General features: G+C 72.4%; 16 protein-coding genes and 1 pseudogene. 10 read left to right on the top strand and 7 right to left on the bottom strand.

Features of this window, described 5'->3' with window-relative positions; all coding sequences use genetic code 11:
* Window positions 1-268 precede the first annotated feature (268 nt).
* The 4 genes from lipB to AC3ET4_RS05165 all read left to right on the top strand — a co-directional run bounded on the left by lipB (window position 269) and on the right by AC3ET4_RS05165 (window position 3,356).
* On the top strand, window positions 269-1,075 hold the full coding sequence (gene lipB, locus AC3ET4_RS05180) for a lipoyl(octanoyl) transferase LipB (RefSeq protein ID WP_431946364.1): 807 nt from the start codon (window positions 269-271) through the stop codon (window positions 1,073-1,075).
* A 39-nt stretch (window positions 1,076-1,114) separates the two neighbouring features.
* Window positions 1,115-2,089, top strand: coding sequence for a lipoyl synthase (gene lipA / locus AC3ET4_RS05175; RefSeq protein ID WP_431946362.1), 975 nt, complete (start codon window positions 1,115-1,117; stop codon window positions 2,087-2,089).
* A 237-nt stretch (window positions 2,090-2,326) separates the two neighbouring features.
* On the top strand, window positions 2,327-2,551 hold the full coding sequence (locus tag AC3ET4_RS05170) for an SCO2195 family GlnR-regulated protein (RefSeq protein ID WP_431946360.1): 225 nt from the start codon (window positions 2,327-2,329) through the stop codon (window positions 2,549-2,551).
* A 124-nt stretch (window positions 2,552-2,675) separates the two neighbouring features.
* Window positions 2,676-3,356: a DUF4191 domain-containing protein gene (locus tag AC3ET4_RS05165; RefSeq protein ID WP_431946358.1), complete on the top strand. Its 681-nt coding sequence runs from the start codon at window positions 2,676-2,678 to the stop codon at window positions 3,354-3,356.
* Window positions 3,357-3,461: 105 nt separating this feature from the next.
* Here the strand turns inward: AC3ET4_RS05165 and AC3ET4_RS05160 are convergent, their stop codons facing one another.
* Window positions 3,462-3,929 (bottom strand): RDD family protein, encoded by a 468-nt coding sequence (locus AC3ET4_RS05160; protein WP_431946356.1) that lies wholly within the window; start codon window positions 3,927-3,929, stop codon window positions 3,462-3,464.
* A gap of 199 nt (window positions 3,930-4,128) precedes the next feature.
* Between AC3ET4_RS05160 and glnA the strand changes: the two genes are divergently transcribed.
* Entirely contained in the window at window positions 4,129-5,541 is a 1,413-nt protein-coding gene (gene glnA / locus AC3ET4_RS05155) for a type I glutamate--ammonia ligase (RefSeq protein ID WP_431946354.1), read from the top strand.
* A gap of 210 nt (window positions 5,542-5,751) precedes the next feature.
* Window positions 5,752-6,210 (top strand): SRPBCC family protein, encoded by a 459-nt coding sequence (locus AC3ET4_RS05150; protein ID WP_431946352.1) that lies wholly within the window; start codon window positions 5,752-5,754, stop codon window positions 6,208-6,210.
* A gap of 13 nt (window positions 6,211-6,223) precedes the next feature.
* Here the strand turns inward: AC3ET4_RS05150 and AC3ET4_RS05145 are convergent, their stop codons facing one another.
* The 3 genes from AC3ET4_RS05145 to AC3ET4_RS05135 form a co-directional block, all read right to left on the bottom strand.
* On the bottom strand, window positions 6,224-7,015 hold the full coding sequence (locus AC3ET4_RS05145; RefSeq protein WP_431946463.1) for an SAM-dependent methyltransferase: 792 nt from the start codon (window positions 7,013-7,015) through the stop codon (window positions 6,224-6,226).
* Between the two features lie 138 nt (window positions 7,016-7,153).
* A complete protein-coding gene (locus AC3ET4_RS05140) occupies window positions 7,154-7,855 on the bottom strand; it encodes a (2Fe-2S)-binding protein (protein ID WP_431946350.1) in 702 nt (233 codons plus the stop codon).
* A 104-nt stretch (window positions 7,856-7,959) separates the two neighbouring features.
* Window positions 7,960-9,048 (bottom strand): magnesium and cobalt transport protein CorA, encoded by a 1,089-nt coding sequence (locus tag AC3ET4_RS05135; protein WP_431946348.1) that lies wholly within the window; start codon window positions 9,046-9,048, stop codon window positions 7,960-7,962.
* 405 nt (window positions 9,049-9,453) lie between these two features.
* Between AC3ET4_RS05135 and AC3ET4_RS05130 the strand changes: the two genes are divergently transcribed.
* Both AC3ET4_RS05130 and tnpA read left to right on the top strand, forming a co-directional pair.
* Window positions 9,454-10,290 (top strand): undecaprenyl-diphosphate phosphatase, encoded by an 837-nt coding sequence (locus AC3ET4_RS05130; RefSeq protein ID WP_431946346.1) that lies wholly within the window; start codon window positions 9,454-9,456, stop codon window positions 10,288-10,290.
* A 129-nt stretch (window positions 10,291-10,419) separates the two neighbouring features.
* A pseudogene (tnpA, locus tag AC3ET4_RS05125) lies at window positions 10,420-10,645 on the top strand (IS200/IS605 family transposase); the annotation flags it as partial.
* A gap of 447 nt (window positions 10,646-11,092) precedes the next feature.
* Here the strand turns inward: tnpA and AC3ET4_RS05120 are convergent.
* Entirely contained in the window at window positions 11,093-11,962 is an 870-nt protein-coding gene (locus AC3ET4_RS05120) for a Gfo/Idh/MocA family protein (RefSeq protein WP_431946344.1), read from the bottom strand.
* 2 nt (window positions 11,963-11,964) lie between these two features.
* Window positions 11,965-12,339, bottom strand: coding sequence for a 5-carboxymethyl-2-hydroxymuconate Delta-isomerase (locus AC3ET4_RS05115; protein ID WP_431946342.1), 375 nt, complete (start codon window positions 12,337-12,339; stop codon window positions 11,965-11,967).
* Between the two features lie 299 nt (window positions 12,340-12,638).
* Between AC3ET4_RS05115 and glnII the strand changes: the two genes are divergently transcribed.
* Window positions 12,639-13,658, top strand: coding sequence for a glutamine synthetase (gene glnII, locus AC3ET4_RS05110; RefSeq protein ID WP_431946340.1), 1,020 nt, complete (start codon window positions 12,639-12,641; stop codon window positions 13,656-13,658).
* 141 nt (window positions 13,659-13,799) lie between these two features.
* On the top strand, window positions 13,800-15,773 hold the full coding sequence (locus tag AC3ET4_RS05105) for a hypothetical protein (protein ID WP_431946338.1): 1,974 nt from the start codon (window positions 13,800-13,802) through the stop codon (window positions 15,771-15,773).
* 322 nt (window positions 15,774-16,095) lie between these two features.
* On the opposite strand, the gene AC3ET4_RS05100 is transcribed toward AC3ET4_RS05105, so the two are convergent.
* Window positions 16,096-17,382, bottom strand: coding sequence for an alpha/beta hydrolase (locus AC3ET4_RS05100; RefSeq protein ID WP_431946336.1), 1,287 nt, complete (start codon window positions 17,380-17,382; stop codon window positions 16,096-16,098).
* Window positions 17,383-17,453: the final 71 nt, after the last annotated feature.

Raw genomic sequence — 17,453 nt, 5'->3', positions numbered from 1 at the left:
TCCGGGCGTGCGCCGCCCGCAGCTCGCGGCCCGTCCGCAGAACGGCGTGAATGTAACGTTCTGTATCGACTCGCTCCCCGCACGAGCGCTCCGCATTCCCCGCATCGGGTGAACCTGCACCCGTATATCGGCGGAACGCTTCCCCTCTCCTCCGCCCTGCTGCTAGGTCACCCGGCCGCGTGCAGGACGCCACCCCGCCCGACGTACAGTTGCTGAGGCGCCCTAGACGCGTGGTGGGGCGCCGCAAAGGACCACAAAGGGAGCGGCCGTGAGTGACCTGCGCTTCGTCCACCTGGGCTTCGGCGAGGACGCGGTGGAGTACCGGGAGGCGTGGGAGGAGCAGCGCCGCGTGCACGCCGCGCGCTTCGCCGACGAGATCCCCGACACGTGCCTGCTGCTGGAACACCCGCCCGTCTACACCGCGGGCCGCCGCACCGAGGACAGCGAGCGCCCGCTGGACGGCACCCCTGTGGTGGACGTGGACCGCGGCGGGAAGATCACCTGGCACGGGCCGGGCCAGCTGGTCGGCTACCCGATCCTGAAGCTGCCGCGACCGGTGGACGTGGTGGCCCATGTGCGCCGGCTGGAGGAGGCGCTGATCAACGCGTGCGCCGAGTTCGGCCTGGAGACCACGCGGGTGGAGGGCCGCAGCGGCGTGTGGGTGCTGGGCGACCCGGTCGAGGACCGGCCGCCGGTGATCCCGGGGCTGACGCTGGACTTCGACCCGCGGCTGCAGGACCCGGAGTTCGACCCCCGCCTCTCGGGCCCCGAGTACGCCCCGTCCAACGCCGGCCAGCGCCGCGAGGACCGCAAGCTCGCCGCGATCGGCATCCGCGTCGCGAAGGGCGTGACGATGCACGGCTTCGCGCTGAACGTGAACCCCGACAACACCTGGTTCGACCGGATCGTGCCGTGCGGCATCCGGGACGCCGGCGTGGCCTCGCTCAGCAACGAGCTCGGCCGCGAGGTCTCCGTCGCCGAGGTGGTCCCGGTGGTGGAGAAGCACCTGCGGCTGGTCCTGGAGTCGGCCAAGCCGCTCCCGAGGGTCGTCCAGGAATCCACAGGCGTACGCTGATGTTCACCAAGGAAACGAAGCCTCGAGAGGGAGTCGGACGTGTCCGCTGTCGCGCCTGAAGGCCGCAAGATGCTGCGTCTGGAGGTCCGCAACAGCCAGACCCCCATCGAGCGCAAGCCCGAGTGGATCAAGACCCGGGCCAAGATGGGTCCGGAGTACACCGAGCTGCACGGCCTGGTGAAGCGCGAGGGCCTGCACACGGTCTGCCAGGAGGCGGGCTGCCCCAACATCTTCGAGTGCTGGGAGGACCGAGAGGCCACCTTCCTCATCGGCGGCGACCAGTGCACCCGGCGCTGCGACTTCTGCCAGATCGACACCGGCAAGCCGCAGGCCCTCGACCGTGACGAGCCGCGCCGCGTGGGCGAGTCCGTCGTCACCATGGACCTGAACTACGCCACCATCACCGGCGTCGCCCGCGACGACCTCGAGGACGGCGGCGCCTGGCTGTACGCCGAGACCGTGCGGCAGATCCACGCCATGACCGCCGACCGGGCCGCCGGCCGCACCAAGGTCGAGCTGCTGATCCCCGACTTCAACGCGGTCCCCGAGCAGCTCGCCGAGGTCTTCGGCGCCCGTCCCGAGGTGCTGGCCCACAACGTGGAGACCGTGCCGCGGATCTTCCGGCGGATCCGACCGGGCTTCCGCTACGAGCGCTCCCTGGAGGTCATCACCAAGGCGCGCGAGGCGGGTCTGGTGACCAAGTCCAACCTCATCCTCGGGATGGGCGAGGAGCGCGCGGAGATCAGCCAGGCGCTGCAGGACCTGCACGACGCGGGCTGCGAGCTCATCACCATCACCCAGTACCTGCGCCCGAGCCTGCGGCACCACCCGGTGGAGCGCTGGGTGAAGCCCCAGGAGTTCGTGGAGCTGAAGGAGGAGGCCGAGGAGATCGGCTTCGCCGGCGTCATGTCGGGCCCGCTCGTGCGCTCCTCGTACCGGGCCGGCCGGCTCTTCCAGCAGGCCGTCGAGCGCCGCGGCGAGCGCGGCGAGATCGTCGCCGCGCAGGCGGTCTGATCACGCTGCGCTGATCTCCAACTCGCCGCCGGCAACGTGCGGTTCGTCACGTCGGGGGCCTTCTCAAGGCCCTCGACGTGTTTCTGACGTGCGGCGCTCGCCCGGCGACCGCCCGCAGCCACCGCCGGGGCTTCACGACGGTTTGACCGACCGGTCACTGGCTGGTAACACAATGTGGTGACTCTGGATAAGCGGACCATCCGACCGCGTCTGAGCCGTCCTGAGGGGGACACCACCATGCAGGCCGCACACCTCCACCGCCAGAGCACCCTTCCCGGCGCCGCCGCCGGCGCGCTGCGCGCCGTGGAGCACCTGCTGTTCCGCCGCGCCGAGGAGACGGCCCGCCGCAACGCCTGGTCCGCGGTGCTGGAGGACCGCAAGCGCGCCAAGGACCGCCGCGAGGCCCAGCACGTGATGGACGCCCTGGTGGCCTCGAGGACCCCGCGCGGCGACGTCTTGTAGAGAGCCTTCCGGGGACGTCCCCGACGCCCCGGACGTCCGCGAAGTACCGCGGCGCCACCCCCGGGCGCGGAGCGGACCCCCTCCGGTGGGGCCCTGGGAGCCTGGGGCACGTATCCTGTGCGGCATGGCGAGGGATACATCCGAGAGCAACCCTGGGCGCCTGAAGCAGATCGCCCAGACCTACAAGATGACCAAGCGGGTCGACTCCAAGGTCGGTCTCGTCCTTGCGGCTGTGGGAATCGTCACCTTCGGTGTCATCCTCGCCATCGGCTTCTTGATCGGTCACGAGATCTACGCGGGCATCCTGGGCTTTCTGCTGGCCCTGCTGGCGATGGCGGTGGTCTTCGGACGGCGTGCCGAGAAGGCCGCGTTCGGCCAGCTCGACGGACAGCCCGGCGCCGCAGCCGCGGTGCTGGACAACGTCGGCCGCGGCTGGTCGGTGACCCCGGCGGTCGCGATGACCCGGAGCCAGGACGTCGTGCACCGCGCGGTCGGCAAGGCCGGCATCGTCCTGGTGGGCGAGGGCAACCCGAACCGCTTGAGGGGCCTGCTGGCCTCGGAGAAGAAGAAGATGGCGCGCATCGTCGTCGACGTCCCGGTCACCGACTTCATCGTGGGCAACGGCGAGGGCGAAGTGCCCCTGAAGAAGATCCGCACCACACTGATGAAGCTGCCCCGGGTCCTGCCCGGCCCCAAGGTCACCGAGGTCAACGACCGGCTCCGGGCGCTCGGCGACCTGATGAGCAACATGCCGGTGCCGAAGGGCCCGCTCCCCAAGGGCATGCGCATGCCGAAGGGCCGCTGATCGCTGATCGCTGTCGCTGATCACATACGAACGGAACACGAAGTGCCCCGGACGACCGACTCGTCCGGGGCACTCCCGTCTTCTGGGCGACGCGTCGCGGCGCGGTCACATCCGGACCTGGACCGCCTTCACGGCCCGGTCGTGCATGCCGCGGGTGTCGCGGTCCCAGACCACCGCGGGGACGACCAGCAGGAGCAGCAGCGTCCGCAGCACCGCCGCGCCGAGGCCGAGCCGCCCGCCGTCCTGCCGCACCACCCGCAGCCCCAGCAGGCGCTTGCCGGGGGTGGTGCCGACGGTGCCCAGCAGCAGCACGCTCATGACGCCGAAGACCACCGTGGTCCACGGGTTGGCCGCGGCGGCGTCACGGTGCGCGATCAGCCCGTATGCGATCAGCGCGCACAGGCCCCAGTCGATGAAGAGGGCGCCGACGCGCCGCCCGACCGGGGCGATCGAACCGGGGCCGTGCTCCGGCAGTCCGAGGCGCTTCCCGCGGTAGCCGAAGTCGACGCCCATCCGCTCCGCGGCGGCCTTCGGGCCCTCGATCCACGATCCGATGACATCCCTGTTGTCCACGGCACCACCGTAACCCGCCGCGCCGGGACGCCCGCGTCCGACCCGTCACCCGCGCACCGGCTCGGTTAACCTGCAGGAAACAGTCGGGTCACGAGAGGGAAATGCCCGATCCGTAGGGTCGGTAGAACGTGCGCCACCGCACTGGTCGCACCCATGAGCTGCAATCCGGCCTCCCGGGGCCGGGCCAAGGAGGAGTTGGATGTCGTTCCAAAACGCCGACGAGGTGAAGAAGTTCATCTCGGACAACGACGTCAAGTTCGTGGACGTCCGGTTCTGCGACCTGCCCGGTGTGATGCAGCACTTCACCGTCCCCGTCGAGTCCTTCGACCCGGACGAGCAGCTGATGTTCGACGGGTCCTCGATCCGCGGCTTCCAGGCCATCCACGAGTCCGACATGGCCCTGGTGCCGGACCTCTCCACGGCCAAGCTGGACCCGTTCCGCAAGGACTCCACGCTCAACGTCAACTTCTTCATCCACGACCCGATCACCGGCGAGCAGTACAGCCGTGACCCGCGGAACGTGGCGAAGAAGGCCGAGGCCTACCTCGCCTCCTCCGGCATCGCCGACACCGCGTACTTCGGCCCCGAGGCCGAGTTCTACGTCTTCGACAGCGCCCGCTTCGAGACCAGCGCGAACCAGTCCTTCTACCACATCGACTCCGAGGCCGGCGCCTGGAACAGCGGTGCGGAGCAGGACAACCGCGGCTACAAGGTCAAGTACAAGGGCGGCTACTTCCCCGTCCCGCCGGTCGACCACTTCGCCGACCTGCGCGCCGAGATCACCCTGGAGCTGATCAAGTCCGGCCTGCAGGTCGAGCGCCAGCACCACGAGGTGGGCACCGCCGGCCAGGCCGAGATCAACTACAAGTTCAACACGCTGCTCGCCGCGGCCGACGACCTGATGCTCTTCAAGTACATCGTGAAGAACGTCGCCTGGCGCGCCGGCAAGACCGCGACCTTCATGCCCAAGCCGATCTTCGGCGACAACGGCTCCGGCATGCACGTCCACCAGTCCCTGTGGTCCGCCGGTGACCCGCTCTTCTACGACGAGCAGGGCTACGCGGGCCTGTCCGACACCGCCCGCTACTACATCGGCGGCATCCTCAAGCACGCCCCGGCGCTGCTGGCCTTCACCAACCCGACGGTGAACTCCTACCACCGCCTGGTCCCCGGCTTCGAGGCCCCGGTCAACCTGGTCTACTCGCAGCGCAACCGCTCCGCCGCCATCCGCATCCCGATCACGGGTGCGAACCCCAAGGCCAAGCGCATCGAGTTCCGCGCCCCGGACTCCTCCGGCAACCCGTACCTGGCCTTCTCGGCGCTGCTGCTGGCCGGCCTCGACGGCATCAAGAACAAGATCGAGCCGGCCGAGCCCGTCGACAAGGACCTCTACGAGCTCGCCCCCGAGGAGCACGCGGGCGTCCCGCAGGTCCCGACCTCGCTGTCGGCGGTCCTGGAGTCCCTCGAGGCCGACCACGAGTTCCTCCTCCAGGGCGGTGTCTTCACCTCCGACCTGATCGAGACCTGGATCGACTACAAGCGGACCAACGAGATCGCCCCGATCGCGCTGCGCCCGCACCCGCACGAGTTCGAGCTCTACTTCGACGTGTGATACCGCCCCCGGGGACGTGGACTTCCGCTCCCCCGGGCCGGGCTGTGCGTGGGCCGTCGGCCGTGTCCTTCCTCCCGGGAAGGGCGCGGCCGACGGCTTTCCGCCGTCCGGGGCGCGTACGGCGCGGGGGGTGGGAGGATCGCGGTGCTGTGCCGTCCGTGCCCCTGCCCGTGCCCGCCGCGCCCTGTGCCGTGCCGAGGAGGATCCGCGATGCCGTCCGCCGTACTGGAGCACACCTTCCGGATAGCCGCGCCGCCGGAGGAGGTCTTCACGCACCTGGCCGAGCCCGCGCACTACATCGGGCTGTCGCCGCTCCTGGTCGACGTACGCGATGTGCGGCCAGAGGCCGGTGGAGTGCGCTACACCGCCGTGGAGCGGTTCAGGTTCCTGGGCCTGCTGCGCCACGACAACGTCATCGACGTCACGCTCGTCGTCGTTCCGGACCGGCTGCCGGACGCCGCGGAGATCTGCGGCGAGGTGCGCAGCCCCGCCCGGGTGCGCATGGGCTACCGCTTCGCCATCGACCGCGACGGCGCCGGCAGCCTCGTCACCGACACCCTGCGCCTGCGCACACCCCCCGGCCTGCTGCGCTTCGCCGCCGCCCAGGCCGGGGCCGTCCAGCAGGCCAGGGCCCGGGTCCTCAGGGGCCGGCTGGAGCGGCCCCCCTGAGGGGCGCCGCCCGTCAGGCCAGACGGGCCACGCCGCCGTAGAAGCCGATGTCACCGGAGCGCGGCGGAAGCGGGGCTTCGGGGCGCCAGAAGGGGACCTGGACGAGTCCCGGCTCCTCGAGTGCGAAGCCGTCGAAGAACCGCTCGACCTCGGCTCGGGTGCGCAGGTTCAGGGTGGCGGTGGCGTTGTTGTAGACGGCCTGCGCGTCGCTGCGGTCGGCGAAGTCGCCTGTGGCGTGCGAGAGCACCAGGTAGCTGCCGGCCGGGAGCGCGTCGCGCAGGGTGGCGATCACCTCCGCGGGCTTCTCCTCGTCGGTGAGGAAGTGGAGGACCGCGACGAGGAGCAGGGCGACCGGTTCGCCGAAGTCGATGACCCGGCGGACGTCGGGGTGGTCCAGGACGGCCCGCGGATCGCGCAGATCGGCGAGCACGACGCTGGTGGCGCCCGAGCGGCCGAGCAGGGCGTTGGCGTGGGCGTTCACGATCGGGTCGTTGTCGACGTACGCGATCCGGACGTCCGGCGCCACTTCCTGTGCGGTCTCGTGCACGTTGGGCGACGTGGGCAGGCCGGTGCCGACGTCGAGGATCTGGCGGACGCCGCTGCCGACCACGTGGCGGACGGCGCGGCGCAGGAAGGCCCGGTTGGCGCGGACGCCGATCCTCACCTCGGGCGCCGCGACGGCGAGCGCGTCGGCGGCCTTGCGGTCCACCGCGTAGTTGTCCTTGCCGCCCAGCAGGTAGTCGTAGATCCGCGCGGGGTGCGGCCTGCCGGTGTCGATCTCCTCGGCGCTGAAGCCGTTCTCCATCACGCTGCGCTCCTCTCGGCGGCCGTCCGGGGCTCGGCCCGGCACCGCTGACGCCAGCCTTTCATATCGTCAACTGCGGTGGCGAAGGGGATAGTTCCTGGTCCGGGGGGAGTGCGGGGGCGCGGGCCGGCCCCGCGGTCAGCGCAGCGCGCAGTCCCCGCACAACCCGCCGCCGGGCACCCGGTAGTACAGGCAGCAGCTTCGCCGCGTGTAGGCGGGCGCGCCAGGCCCGCCGACCCGGAGGCCGCCCGCGTCCCGCAGCAGCGGGTCCGCCATCAGCTCCCCGACCAGCGCGACGGCACGGCCGGCCTCCCCGGGCCGCTCGCCCTCCCCCAGACACCACGCGTGCAGCACACGCAAGGTACCGGCGAGAGCCGAAGCGGCGTTGCCCCACAGCAATCCCGGTGCGACGCCCGACACCGCGTGCACGGCCTCGCACAGGGGCAGCAGGTGTCCCAGGAGCACGTCCTCGCGCAGCCGGCCGGCGGGCACCTCCGGGGCGTCGTCCGGCAGCCAGAGCTCGTCCGGGGTGGAGCGGCCGGGATGCCACCACAGGCGGCCGCCGGACAGGTCCGGCATGCGGCCGGTCAGCGCCGCCGGGCCGAGCGCGACCGACCACAGCCGCGCGGCCAGGCCCTGCTGGGCCAGCGAGGCGGCGACGCGGGGCTCCGGGGTGCCGAGCCGTCGCCCCACCGCCGCCACCCGTCCGGTGAGGGCGGGCGAGGGCCGCTGCGCGTAGACCTCCGCGAGCGGCACGAAGCCCTCCGCGTGCGGCTGCCCCGGCCCGGTGCGTACGGCGAAGAACGGTCCCGGGCCGCCTGCGCCGGTCAGCGCGCCCACCAGCCCCTGACGAGCCGGCGGAAGCGGCTCGCGTCGGCCCGCTCGACGGCGGCATCGCGGCTGGTCGGAGTGCTCACGCCGGGCACTGTGCCATACGGCGCCGCTCACAACCAGCCGTTGCGCCGGAATCCGCGGTGGATGGCGAAGCAGATGACGGCCATGACGCCCAGCGCGAGCGGATAGCCGTAGGTCCAGCGCAGTTCCGGCATGTGCTCGAAGTTCATGCCGTACAGGCCGCAGATCATGGTGGGGACGGCGAGGACGGCGACCCACGCGCTGATCTTGCGCATGTCCTCGTTCTGGGCCATGGTCACCTGCGCGATGTTGGCCTGGAGTATCGAGTTGAGCAGCTCGTCGAAGGCGTTGACCTGCTCGGTGGCGCGGGCGAGGTGGTCGGCGGCGTCGCGGAAGTAGGTCCGCAGGTCGGCGTCGACGCCGGGCAGCCGGTCCTCGGCCAGCCGCTGGAGGGGGCGGCCGAGCGGGGCCACGGCCCGCTTGAGCTCCAGCAGTTCGCGCTTGAGCTGGTAGATCCGGCCGACGTCGGAACCGCGGCCGCCGTGGTCGGCGAAGACGTCCGTCTCGACCTGCTCGATGTCGGCTTGCACCGCGGAGGTGACGGCGAGGTACTCGTCGACGACGTGGTCGGCGATGGCGTGCAGGACGGCGGCCGGCCCCTTGGCCAGCTGATCGGGAACGGTCTCCAGGCCCTCCCGGAGCGGGCCGAGGGAACCGTGGCCGCCGTGCCGTACCGTGATGACGAAGTCGTGCCCGGTGAAGACCATGAGGTCGCCGGTGTCCACGACCTCGCTGGTGGCGGTGAGCCGGTCGTGCTCGACGTAGCGGGCGGTCTTGAACACGGTGAACAGGGTGTCGCCGTAGAGCTCCAGCTTGGGCCGCTGATGCGCGTGCACGGCGTCCTCGACGGCGAGCGGGTGGAGCCCGAAGAGCTCCGCGACACCGGCGAACTCCGCCTCGGACGGCTCGTGCAGCCCGATCCACACGAAGCCCCGGCCGGACTTGCGGACCCGGGCGATCGCCTCGTGGGCGGCGCAGTCGTCCTGCCGCACTCCGTCCGCGTAGAGCACGCAGTTCACCACCGCGCTGCCCAGCGGGGAACGCGCCGGATGGCTGAGGTCCACACGCGGTCGGCGTATGTGGGTGAGGCGGACGGCTTTGCGGAGATTGCTGATCATGGACAAGGAAGGCTCCTCCACCGGCGTGCGGCCGCCAGTATCGCCTACGACCGCCGGGTCGGGCGGCCCTCCCGCCCGTGCGCACAAGGGACGTGCGACGCCTCCGCCGTCCGCCCGCGGAGGCGCTCGCACACGGCCGCGCCACCGCCCGCCGAGTGGCGTGCCGTGCCTTCCCAAAGGCGTCCACCACGTCCGATTACCGTGTAATGCCAGGAATGTGACATACGCGACACGGCGTTGGAGCATGCCACCGCCCCACCGCGCCGTTCAGGGGGGCGCCGCCCGCCGGGGCATGCGGCCGGGACGGGACCTGGTTCGCCGGGCGCGCGGAACTTCTCTTACACTCCGTAGGGCTCCGGCCGGTGCAGGCCCGGGCATGCCACGTACTCCGCAGAGATGGGTCACATGAGCGCCATCAGTATCGGTCAGGCAGCTGTGCTCGGCGTTGTGGAGGGGGTCACCGAGTTCCTCCCGATCTCGTCCACCGGCCACCTGAAGATCACCGAGGGCCTGATGGGCATCCCGGTGGACGACAAGGCGGTCGTCGCCTTCTCCGCGGTCATCCAGTCCGGCGCGATCGCCGCCGTGCTGGTCTACTTCTTCAAGGACATCGTCCGGATCTGCAAGGCGTGGTTCACCGGCCTCGTCAACCGCGAGGAGCGCTACCACCACGACTACAAGTTCGGCTGGTGGGTGATCTTCGCGACGATCCCGATCGTGATCGTGGGTCTTGCGGCCAAGCCGCTCATCGAGGGGCCGCTGGCCTCGCTGTGGGTGGTCGCGGGCTCGCTGATCGTCGGCAGCGGCGTGATGTGGGCGGCCGACCAGATGGGCCGCCACAAGCGCGGGGAGGACGACACGACGTTCAAGGACGCGATGCTCGTCGGCTCCTCGCAGATCCTCGCCCTCCTCTTCCCCGGCTTCTCCCGTTCCGGCGCGACGATGTCTACCGCGCTCATCCTCGACCTGGACCGGGTCGCCGCCACGCGGCTCTCCTTCTTCCTGGGCATCCCCGCGCTGACCGGCGCCGGCCTGTACGAGCTCAAGGACGCGCTGGGCGCCGGGGTGGACACGGCGCCGCTCGTCGTCGGGACGGCCGTCTCCTTCGTCGTCGCCTACGCGTCGATCGCCTGGTTGCTGAAGTTCGTCGCCAAGCACTCGTTCAACGCCTTCATCGTCTACCGGCTGGTGATCGGCGTGCTCCTCTTCGGCCTGCTCGGCACGAACGTCATCAGCGCGTAGTCGCCGGTCAGCCGGGCAGGCCCGGCCGCGCGCCCGTCCCGAGGGGCGGACGGTACGGCGGCCGGTTCCGGAGGAAAGCGGCAGCCGGGCCGCCCGCCCGCCCCGCTCGGTTACCCGCCGGTTCCCGATATTCGCAGGGGTCGAACGGTCGTTTACGCACTTGGTCTTTGTCACCAAGTACCGGCGCGGCGTCCTCGACGACGAGATGCTGACGAGCTGCGAAGAGGTCATGCGCAAGGTCTGCGAGGACTTCGGAGCGGAACTGAAGGAGTTCAACGGCGAGGCTGACCACGTCCACCTGCTCGTGCACTACCCGCCGAAGGTCGCGCTCGCCAGCCTGATCAACAGCCTCAAGCGGCCGCCCCTGGAGGCCGCGTTCCCCGCGGCGCTCGGCGCCGACGTACGCGCCGTCACCGCCCTGCTTCCGCTCCCGCGCTTCGGTCCCCGCCGGGAGGACGGGGCTGCTCTCACCGCCCGGCAGCGCGGGTCAGGACGCCCGGGCGGGAGCTATCGGCCATCCGTTCTCGACGGCTTCGAGGCTCTGATGTGCAGCAGCCACGGACCCTCCACCGTCGCGCCGCACGAAGACGACGCCCCGCCGTCGCGTATGCCATTCCCACGCCAGTGCCCGCTCGGTCACCGCGGATTCCACGAGCGTCGGCGCGTCCGCGCCAGGCCATGCCGCGGCGGGGGCACGGTGGTGCCGGCGTTGAGGACCTCGATGGACCACCCGTCCGCTGCCGAGCCCGAAACGACGGGCACTGCGCAAGTCGCCCACCGGGCGCAGAGCCCTGACGGCGCGTCACATGACGTCGGCCGAGGCCAGCAGCTCGGTCACGCGCGCCGCGAAGCGGGCGTCGCAGGGGTGGGGGTCACCGGTGCGCACGGCCGTGAGCAGGGCGTCTATGGCATTGCCGAAGGCCGGCCCGGGCCCGTCGGCGCGGCCGGGGAGCGAGGCGACGCCGGAGGTGCCGCGCAGCTCGACGGTCATGCCCGCGGCGGCCGGAGGGGTGGTGAGGCTCAGCGCCGCCGTGCTGGAGGCGCCGGTGTCGTGCCGCAGCACCAGATGGACGGTGTCGCCCGGGCCCTGGACTGCGGTGAGCGCGGTGACGTCCCCGAGGACCGGGAGCAGCACGGACAGGGCGTGCGGACCGACGTCCCACAGCGCGCCCTTCTCGCGCCGCCAGGGCGACGCCGCGAAAGGGCTGTCCCCGGAGGTGAACACCGCGCCGAGCCACTCCACCCGGGCGGTGAACCAGCCGTCGACGGCGGCCTGTTCCTCGACCCAGGCGGAGCTGGCGGCGTCGAAGCGGAGGGTGAAGAAGACCACCGACGCGACCCCGGCGGCCTCGGCGGCGTCGGCGACGCGCCGGGCGTCCGCCACGGTCGTCGCGACCGGCTTGTCGAGCAGCAGGTGCCGTCCGGCCTCGGCGGCGCGTACGGCCAGCGGGGCCTGTACGTCCGGGGGCAGGGCGATGGCGACGGCGTCCACGTCGGCGATGAGCTCGTCCGCGTCGGCGTAGGCGCGGGTGCCGAGGGTGGCGGCGAGCGCGGCCGCCGCCTCGGGGCGGCGGCCCCAGAGCCCGGTGAACTCGACGTCGGGGTGGGCGGCGAGGGCGGGACCGTGGGCGATCTCCGCCCAGGGGCCGGTGCCGAGGAGTCCGATGCGCATGGTCACCGCTCCCCCGCCGGCTCGGTGCGGCTGCGGTACGAGGCGCGGTCGAGGTCGACGACGTCGACCGCGGTCTGCACGACGAGCCCCGGGGACGGTGCGAGGTGCTTGGGCAGCAGTTCCAGGACGGCCTCGCTCAGCCGTGCCTTGGCCTCGCAGGTCCGCCCGGACAGGATGGCGGCCCGGACGAGGACCAGCGCGCGCTCGGGGGCGCCGTCGGCGAGGACGTACTCGTCGGACCGGCGGAAGCGGGTCGTGCACGCCTCCACCTTGGTGTCGATGAGCTCGGCGACGAGCGGGTGCAGCGCGGTCGCGAAGCCGCGCCGGTCGAACGCGTCCGCGAGGTTGCCGGTGTAGTCCACGGTGATGTGAGGCATGGCACACACCCTACGTCCCGGGTCGCGCACACCCGCGGGCGGCTTCACGGGCGCCCGCCCCGAGGCGGTGCGACGGCGCCGGAGCGCCCGCGCCCACGGCCGCACCGGCCTCCGCGGCACCCCTACCGGATGTCCGCGCGCGGTCGGCCGGTTCCCGTGGACGTGGTGCGCGACACACGGGACAGCGGCGCGTTCACATCGGGTTAACACTGGGGCAATCGATGCGAAATCACGGATTGTGACGCTGCAACAGCACAACATCACGCCCCGCAAGGCACGCGCCGACAAGGACGAATCCCGTGAGCTACAAAGCCGAGTACATCTGGATCGACGGTACCGAGCCGACCGCGAAACTGCGCTCGAAGACCAAGATCATTGCTGACGGCGCGGAGCCCGGCGTGTGGGGCTTCGACGGCTCCAGCACCAACCAGGCCGAGGGCCACAGCTCGGACCGCGTGCTCAAGCCGGTCGCCAGCTACCCGGACCCGATCCGCGGCGGCGACAACCTGCTGGTCCTGTGCGAGGTCTTCAACATCGACGGCACCCCGCACGAGTCCAACACCCGCGCCCTGCTGCGCCCGGTCGCCGAGCGCTTCGAGGGCCAGGAGTCCCTGTTCGGCATCGAGCAGGAGTACACCTTCTTCCAGGGCTCGCGCCCGCTGGGCTTCCCCGAGGCCGGCTACCCGGCCCCGCAGGGCGGCTACTACTGCGGCGTCGGCGCCGACGAGATCTTCGGCCGCGAGATCGTCGAGAAGCACCTCGACAACTGCCTCGCCGCGGGTCTGGGCATCTCCGGCATCAACGCCGAGGTCATGCCCGGCCAGTGGGAGTTCCAGGTCGGCCCGCTCAGCCCGCTCGAGGTCGCCGACCAGCTGTGGGTCGCGCGCTGGCTGCTCTACCGCACCGCCGAGGAGTTCGGCGTCTCCGCCACCCTCGACCCCAAGCCGGCCAAGGGCGACTGGAACGGCGCGGGCGCGCACACCAACTTCTCCACCAAGGCCATGCGCGAGGGCTACGACGCGATCATCGAGGCCTGCGAGGCCCTCGGCCGCGACGGCAAGCCGGCCGAGCACATCAAGAACTACGGTGCCGGAGTCGAGGCCCGCCTCACCGGCGCCCACGAGACCGCCCCGTGGAGCGAGTACAGCTACGGCGTCTCCAACCGCGGCGCCTCCGTCCGCATCCCGTGGCAGGTCGAGGTCGACAAGAAGGGCTACATCGAGGACCGCCGGCCCAACGCCAACGTCGACCCCTACGTCGTGACCCGCCTCATCGTCGACACCTGCTGCACCGCCCTGGAGAAGGCCGACCTCGTCTGACCCTCCGCACCGTCCCCGAAGGCGCCCGTCCACATGTCGGGCGCCTTCGGCGTGTCCGGGGTGCGCCGCCCGATGCCGAAGGCGCGGGCGCCCGCCCGGCCGCCCGGTGACCATCCCCGGGGTCCACTCGTTGCACGGACCGTGAACGCCCAGCACGCGACCGCCACCCGCCCCCGGCACGGCGCACCCGTGATCGTGGACGTCGAGGAGGCGGAGGCCGCACTCGTCGAGAACTACCCGCACCTGGTCCGGCTCGCCTACCTGACGCTGCCGCCGTCGCTCGGCCGGCACCGCAGGGTGCTGACCGCCCACACCCTCACGCAGGGCGCGCTGCCGCGCTCGCCGTGCGAACCGGACCCCGCCGTGGTGGACGTGGCCGGGCCGCGCGGGACCATCGACCCGGCGTACGCCCTCATGCGTCATGAAGTGCTGGACACGGCGCTGGTGTTCGGACGCGAGCGGGGCTGGCGCGGGCGGCTGCGCAGGGCGCTGATGGCCGGCCTGGCGCCGCACGTCCTCGGCCTGCGGCTGCACACCAAGGCGACCGGGACGGACGAGGCGGAGCTCGACCGGGCGCTGGCCGGGCTGAACGCGGCCGGGCGGGCGGCGTATGCGCTGCTGGAACTCGAGCGGCCCCGGCACGCGGACGGCCGCGAGGTGCGCAGGCTGCTGCTGGCCGCCGGGGTGGCCGACCCGCGGGGCGCGTTGAAGGCCGCCAAGGCGGTGCCCGAGGGACTGCTGCTGGGCGGCAGCGGACTCGACCCGTGCACCGTGCGGGCCCGGCCGACGGATCTGCTGCGCAGACGGCAGCGCGTGCGGGTGGGCCTCGCCGCGGCCGGCGCGGTCGTCGTGGCCGCGGCCGCGGCCCTGGTCGCGGTGCTGGCCGGCGGGCTGGGCCCGGACGCGGCGGGCGGGTCCCCGGGCCCGTACGGGGCCGCGGGGCTGCTGGATCCGGCGAAGCTGGTACGGGTGGAGAACACCGCCTGGACCCGCGCCTCCCGGGTGGACTTCACGGCCTGGCCGACCCGCGGCAGCCGGGCCGGCGACCGGGCACTGCTGGTCCGGGCGATGGCGGTATGGGCCCGGCCCTCCTCCGCGGTCGCCGTGTCGGCCACCAAGGGCACCTCCGGGGGACTGCCCGCGCAGCAGCCGCAGTTGCTGTACGCGGGGGACGTGGACGAGGCCACCGTGGTGCTGATGTACGACGGTCTGCGGCTGGTGCGCTACGCCGAGCCGCGTGGAGGCGGCGGCACGGCCGCCCTGGACTTCGCCCGGGTGGACGGCGCGGGGGTGACCACGGCCGCCGTCGTCCTCGGGCGGACGAACGGCAACACCCGGTTCCTGACCGCCCCCTGGGTGGCCGGTGCGGCCTCGCGCGACCTGCGGGACCCGGGCCGCGCCCCGGCGAAGCTGGACCGCACGGCGGACGGGGTGACCGAGCCGGTGCGGATGCCGGGTGCGGACAGCCGTCCCGGGGTGTGCGGGGACACCTGGCCCGCACTGGAGTTCCGGGCCGCGGACGGGCTCGGGTTGGACCGGCCGTTCCTCCTGAGCGACCTCGGCGACCTGGTGCCGGCCCATCTGACGTACCAGCCGCCGAAGGGCGGCACACCGCTGGAGGCGACCGGCCCCGCGGCACTGGCGCACGTGGCGCGGACGGCCTGCACCCTCTCCTCCATGAGCGGCCTGGGCACGCGCTCGGTCAATGTCTGGCGGTACGCCACGCAACGCCTGCCGGAGGACAACGGGCAGGCCTCGTGGGTCTGCGCCCGCGCCGACACCTGGCGCGGCACGGACGGGCGGACGCTGGCGCTGTTCCTGCCCCCGGTGTCCGAACCGGGCGCCCAGGGCGCGCCGGTGGGCCAGAGCGACCGGGACGGCGGGGCGTGCGGCCGGGCGGTGCCGCGGGTACTCGCCGGAGTGCTGTGGAAGTCGGCGGCCGGCCACTGGTATCTGCTGGCGGCGGGCAGCCGGGATGTGGCGCGGATCAAGGCCACGGGCGGCGTGACGGGCTCCTCGAAGGGCCCGACGATGGCGGTACGGGCCGCACAGGACTCCCGGGCCGAACTGTCGGCGGTACTCGACTCGGGCGCCGAGCTCACGACGCTGCGCTGAGCCCTGAGGGGACGGGCCGGGTGGGCGCGGGTGAGGTGACGGGCCGACGACGGGCCGCCTGTCGGTGGGGTCGTAGCACGTGCTCAGCCGAGTGCCGGTCAGACCGCCCCGGTTGTTGGAGCCGTCGCCGTCGGCGAAACGATCCGGCAGTACGCAGTAGAACTGCCCCCGTGTGAGGTCGTGCCGCGCGGGCTGCGCGGCGAACGCCGCGTCGGAGGGCGGCGGGGGCCGGGGTGGGGACGGCGAGGGCCGCCACCGCGAGCGCCGACCCGCCCGAGCCCGTCCGAGGGGCACGGAACGCGCCGCGCCCCTCGGACGCCGGTCACCGGCCCGCGTCGAACCGCACGTCGATCACGTCGGGTATGCCGGGGAACCGCGCCTGGCCGCGCAGGACGCGGTCGTACCGCTTGTCGCCCAGCAGGTGCCGCGCGAAGAACGCCCCGGCGTATGCCTGGGTGATGCGGCGCTGCTGTGCCTCGGACAGCTCGTCCTGGTCCGGCTGCGGCAGGGGCGCGTCCTGGAACTGCGCTTGGCAGGTGCCGGGCCGGCTGCCGGGTACGGAGTCGTCCTCCGCCATGACCTGCCCGCCGGCCGGCGACCACTGCCTGTTGTAGAAGTTGTGGACCCCGCCGGTGACCGTGAACTTGTGGAGGGGCACGGTGTTGGCGCCCTCGTTCTGCTCGACGTATGTGCCGCCGTTGGTCACGTCGCACGTCCCCCACATCACCGCGAACGGCGTCTTGGTCACGGTGACGGGATCCCAGGTCTGTGCCGGGGCCAGGGCGAACGCCGCGCGGATGGAGACGCCCTGCGGCCAGGACGCCCGGTTGCTGTCGTCGATCTCCTGCATGACGGCGCCACCGCCCATGGAGTGCCCGATCAGGCCGACGTCGCCGAGATCCACATGGCCCCGGAAGTCCACCGCCGACACGCGCCCAGAAGCGGCGTCGGTGAAGCGGCCCTTGAGCGGGCCGCCGCCGGTCAGCGCCAACTGCCGCCACATCACCAGATGGCGTTCGATCAACGCGGCCCGCGCCTGGTAGACGGTGTCGGCCTGGCCCGCCGAGGTCGCGTTGATGCCGTTGGTGCCGATGGAGACCACGACGAAGCCGCGGCGCGCCAGATCCCGGCCGAGGTAGTCGTAACCGCGGTGACTGGGGATCCGGTCGGTGCCGGGCGCGCACGGCCACGCCCAGAGCGCGGCGACGGCCGCCTCTATGATCGCCTGCTGCTTCTCGGCGTCGGCGGTGTCGCCGGCCTCCTCGTCCCGCGCCAGGGCCTCCTGCGCGGCGGCCAGGTCCCGGGCCGCGTCCGCGTCGGCGCATGTGGCGTGGATGCCGTGCTCGATCACGATCAGCGGGTGGCGGCCGTGCGCGAGGTCGGCCGGCACATACACGGCCCCGTTCAGCTCGTTGTCCCCCACGTACCCCAGGGAACGGGGCGGCCGGAACGCCTCGTCGCCCAGGTCGTAGAGCACCTCGCTCACACCCGGCCGGCCGTGGTCCGGCCCCGGATGCCTGTCCTCGGCCCCGGCGGTCCCGGGAACGGCCAGGAGGGCGAGTACACCGGCCAGTGTCGTCAGCGTGGCCCGTGCGCTGCGGGTCTTCATAGGCTGTCTCTTTTCGTCGCGTCGGATGACGGAGGTCCGTCATCCGTTACGACGCCCCGGGCCCGGCGGGG

Source organism: Actinacidiphila sp. bgisy167 (assembly GCF_057707665.1).
The sequence above is the reverse complement of the archived record's forward strand: the minus strand, read 5'-3'. Positions and strand labels throughout refer to the sequence as shown.

Bases quoted from the DNA above. Each gene is read 5' to 3' on its own strand.
- AC3ET4_RS05150 (WP_431946352.1), top strand. From the start codon at position 5,752: ATGCCGTCCGCCGTACTGGAGCACACCTTCCGGATAGCCGCGCCGCCG.
- AC3ET4_RS05170 (WP_431946360.1), top strand. From the start codon at position 2,327: ATGCAGGCCGCACACCTCCACCGCCAGAGCACCCTTCCCGGCGCCGCC.
- glnA (WP_431946354.1), top strand. From the start codon at position 4,129: ATGTCGTTCCAAAACGCCGACGAGGTGAAGAAGTTCATCTCGGACAAC.
- AC3ET4_RS05100 (WP_431946336.1), bottom strand. From the start codon at position 17,382: ATGAAGACCCGCAGCGCACGGGCCACGCTGACGACACTGGCCGGTGTA.
- AC3ET4_RS05165 (WP_431946358.1), top strand. From the start codon at position 2,676: ATGGCGAGGGATACATCCGAGAGCAACCCTGGGCGCCTGAAGCAGATC.
- AC3ET4_RS05145 (WP_431946463.1), bottom strand. From the start codon at position 7,015: ATGGAGAACGGCTTCAGCGCCGAGGAGATCGACACCGGCAGGCCGCAC.
- AC3ET4_RS05130 (WP_431946346.1), top strand. From the start codon at position 9,454: ATGAGCGCCATCAGTATCGGTCAGGCAGCTGTGCTCGGCGTTGTGGAG.
- AC3ET4_RS05120 (WP_431946344.1), bottom strand. From the start codon at position 11,962: ATGCGCATCGGACTCCTCGGCACCGGCCCCTGGGCGGAGATCGCCCAC.
- AC3ET4_RS05135 (WP_431946348.1), bottom strand. From the start codon at position 9,048: ATGATCAGCAATCTCCGCAAAGCCGTCCGCCTCACCCACATACGCCGA.
- AC3ET4_RS05115 (WP_431946342.1), bottom strand. From the start codon at position 12,339: ATGCCTCACATCACCGTGGACTACACCGGCAACCTCGCGGACGCGTTC.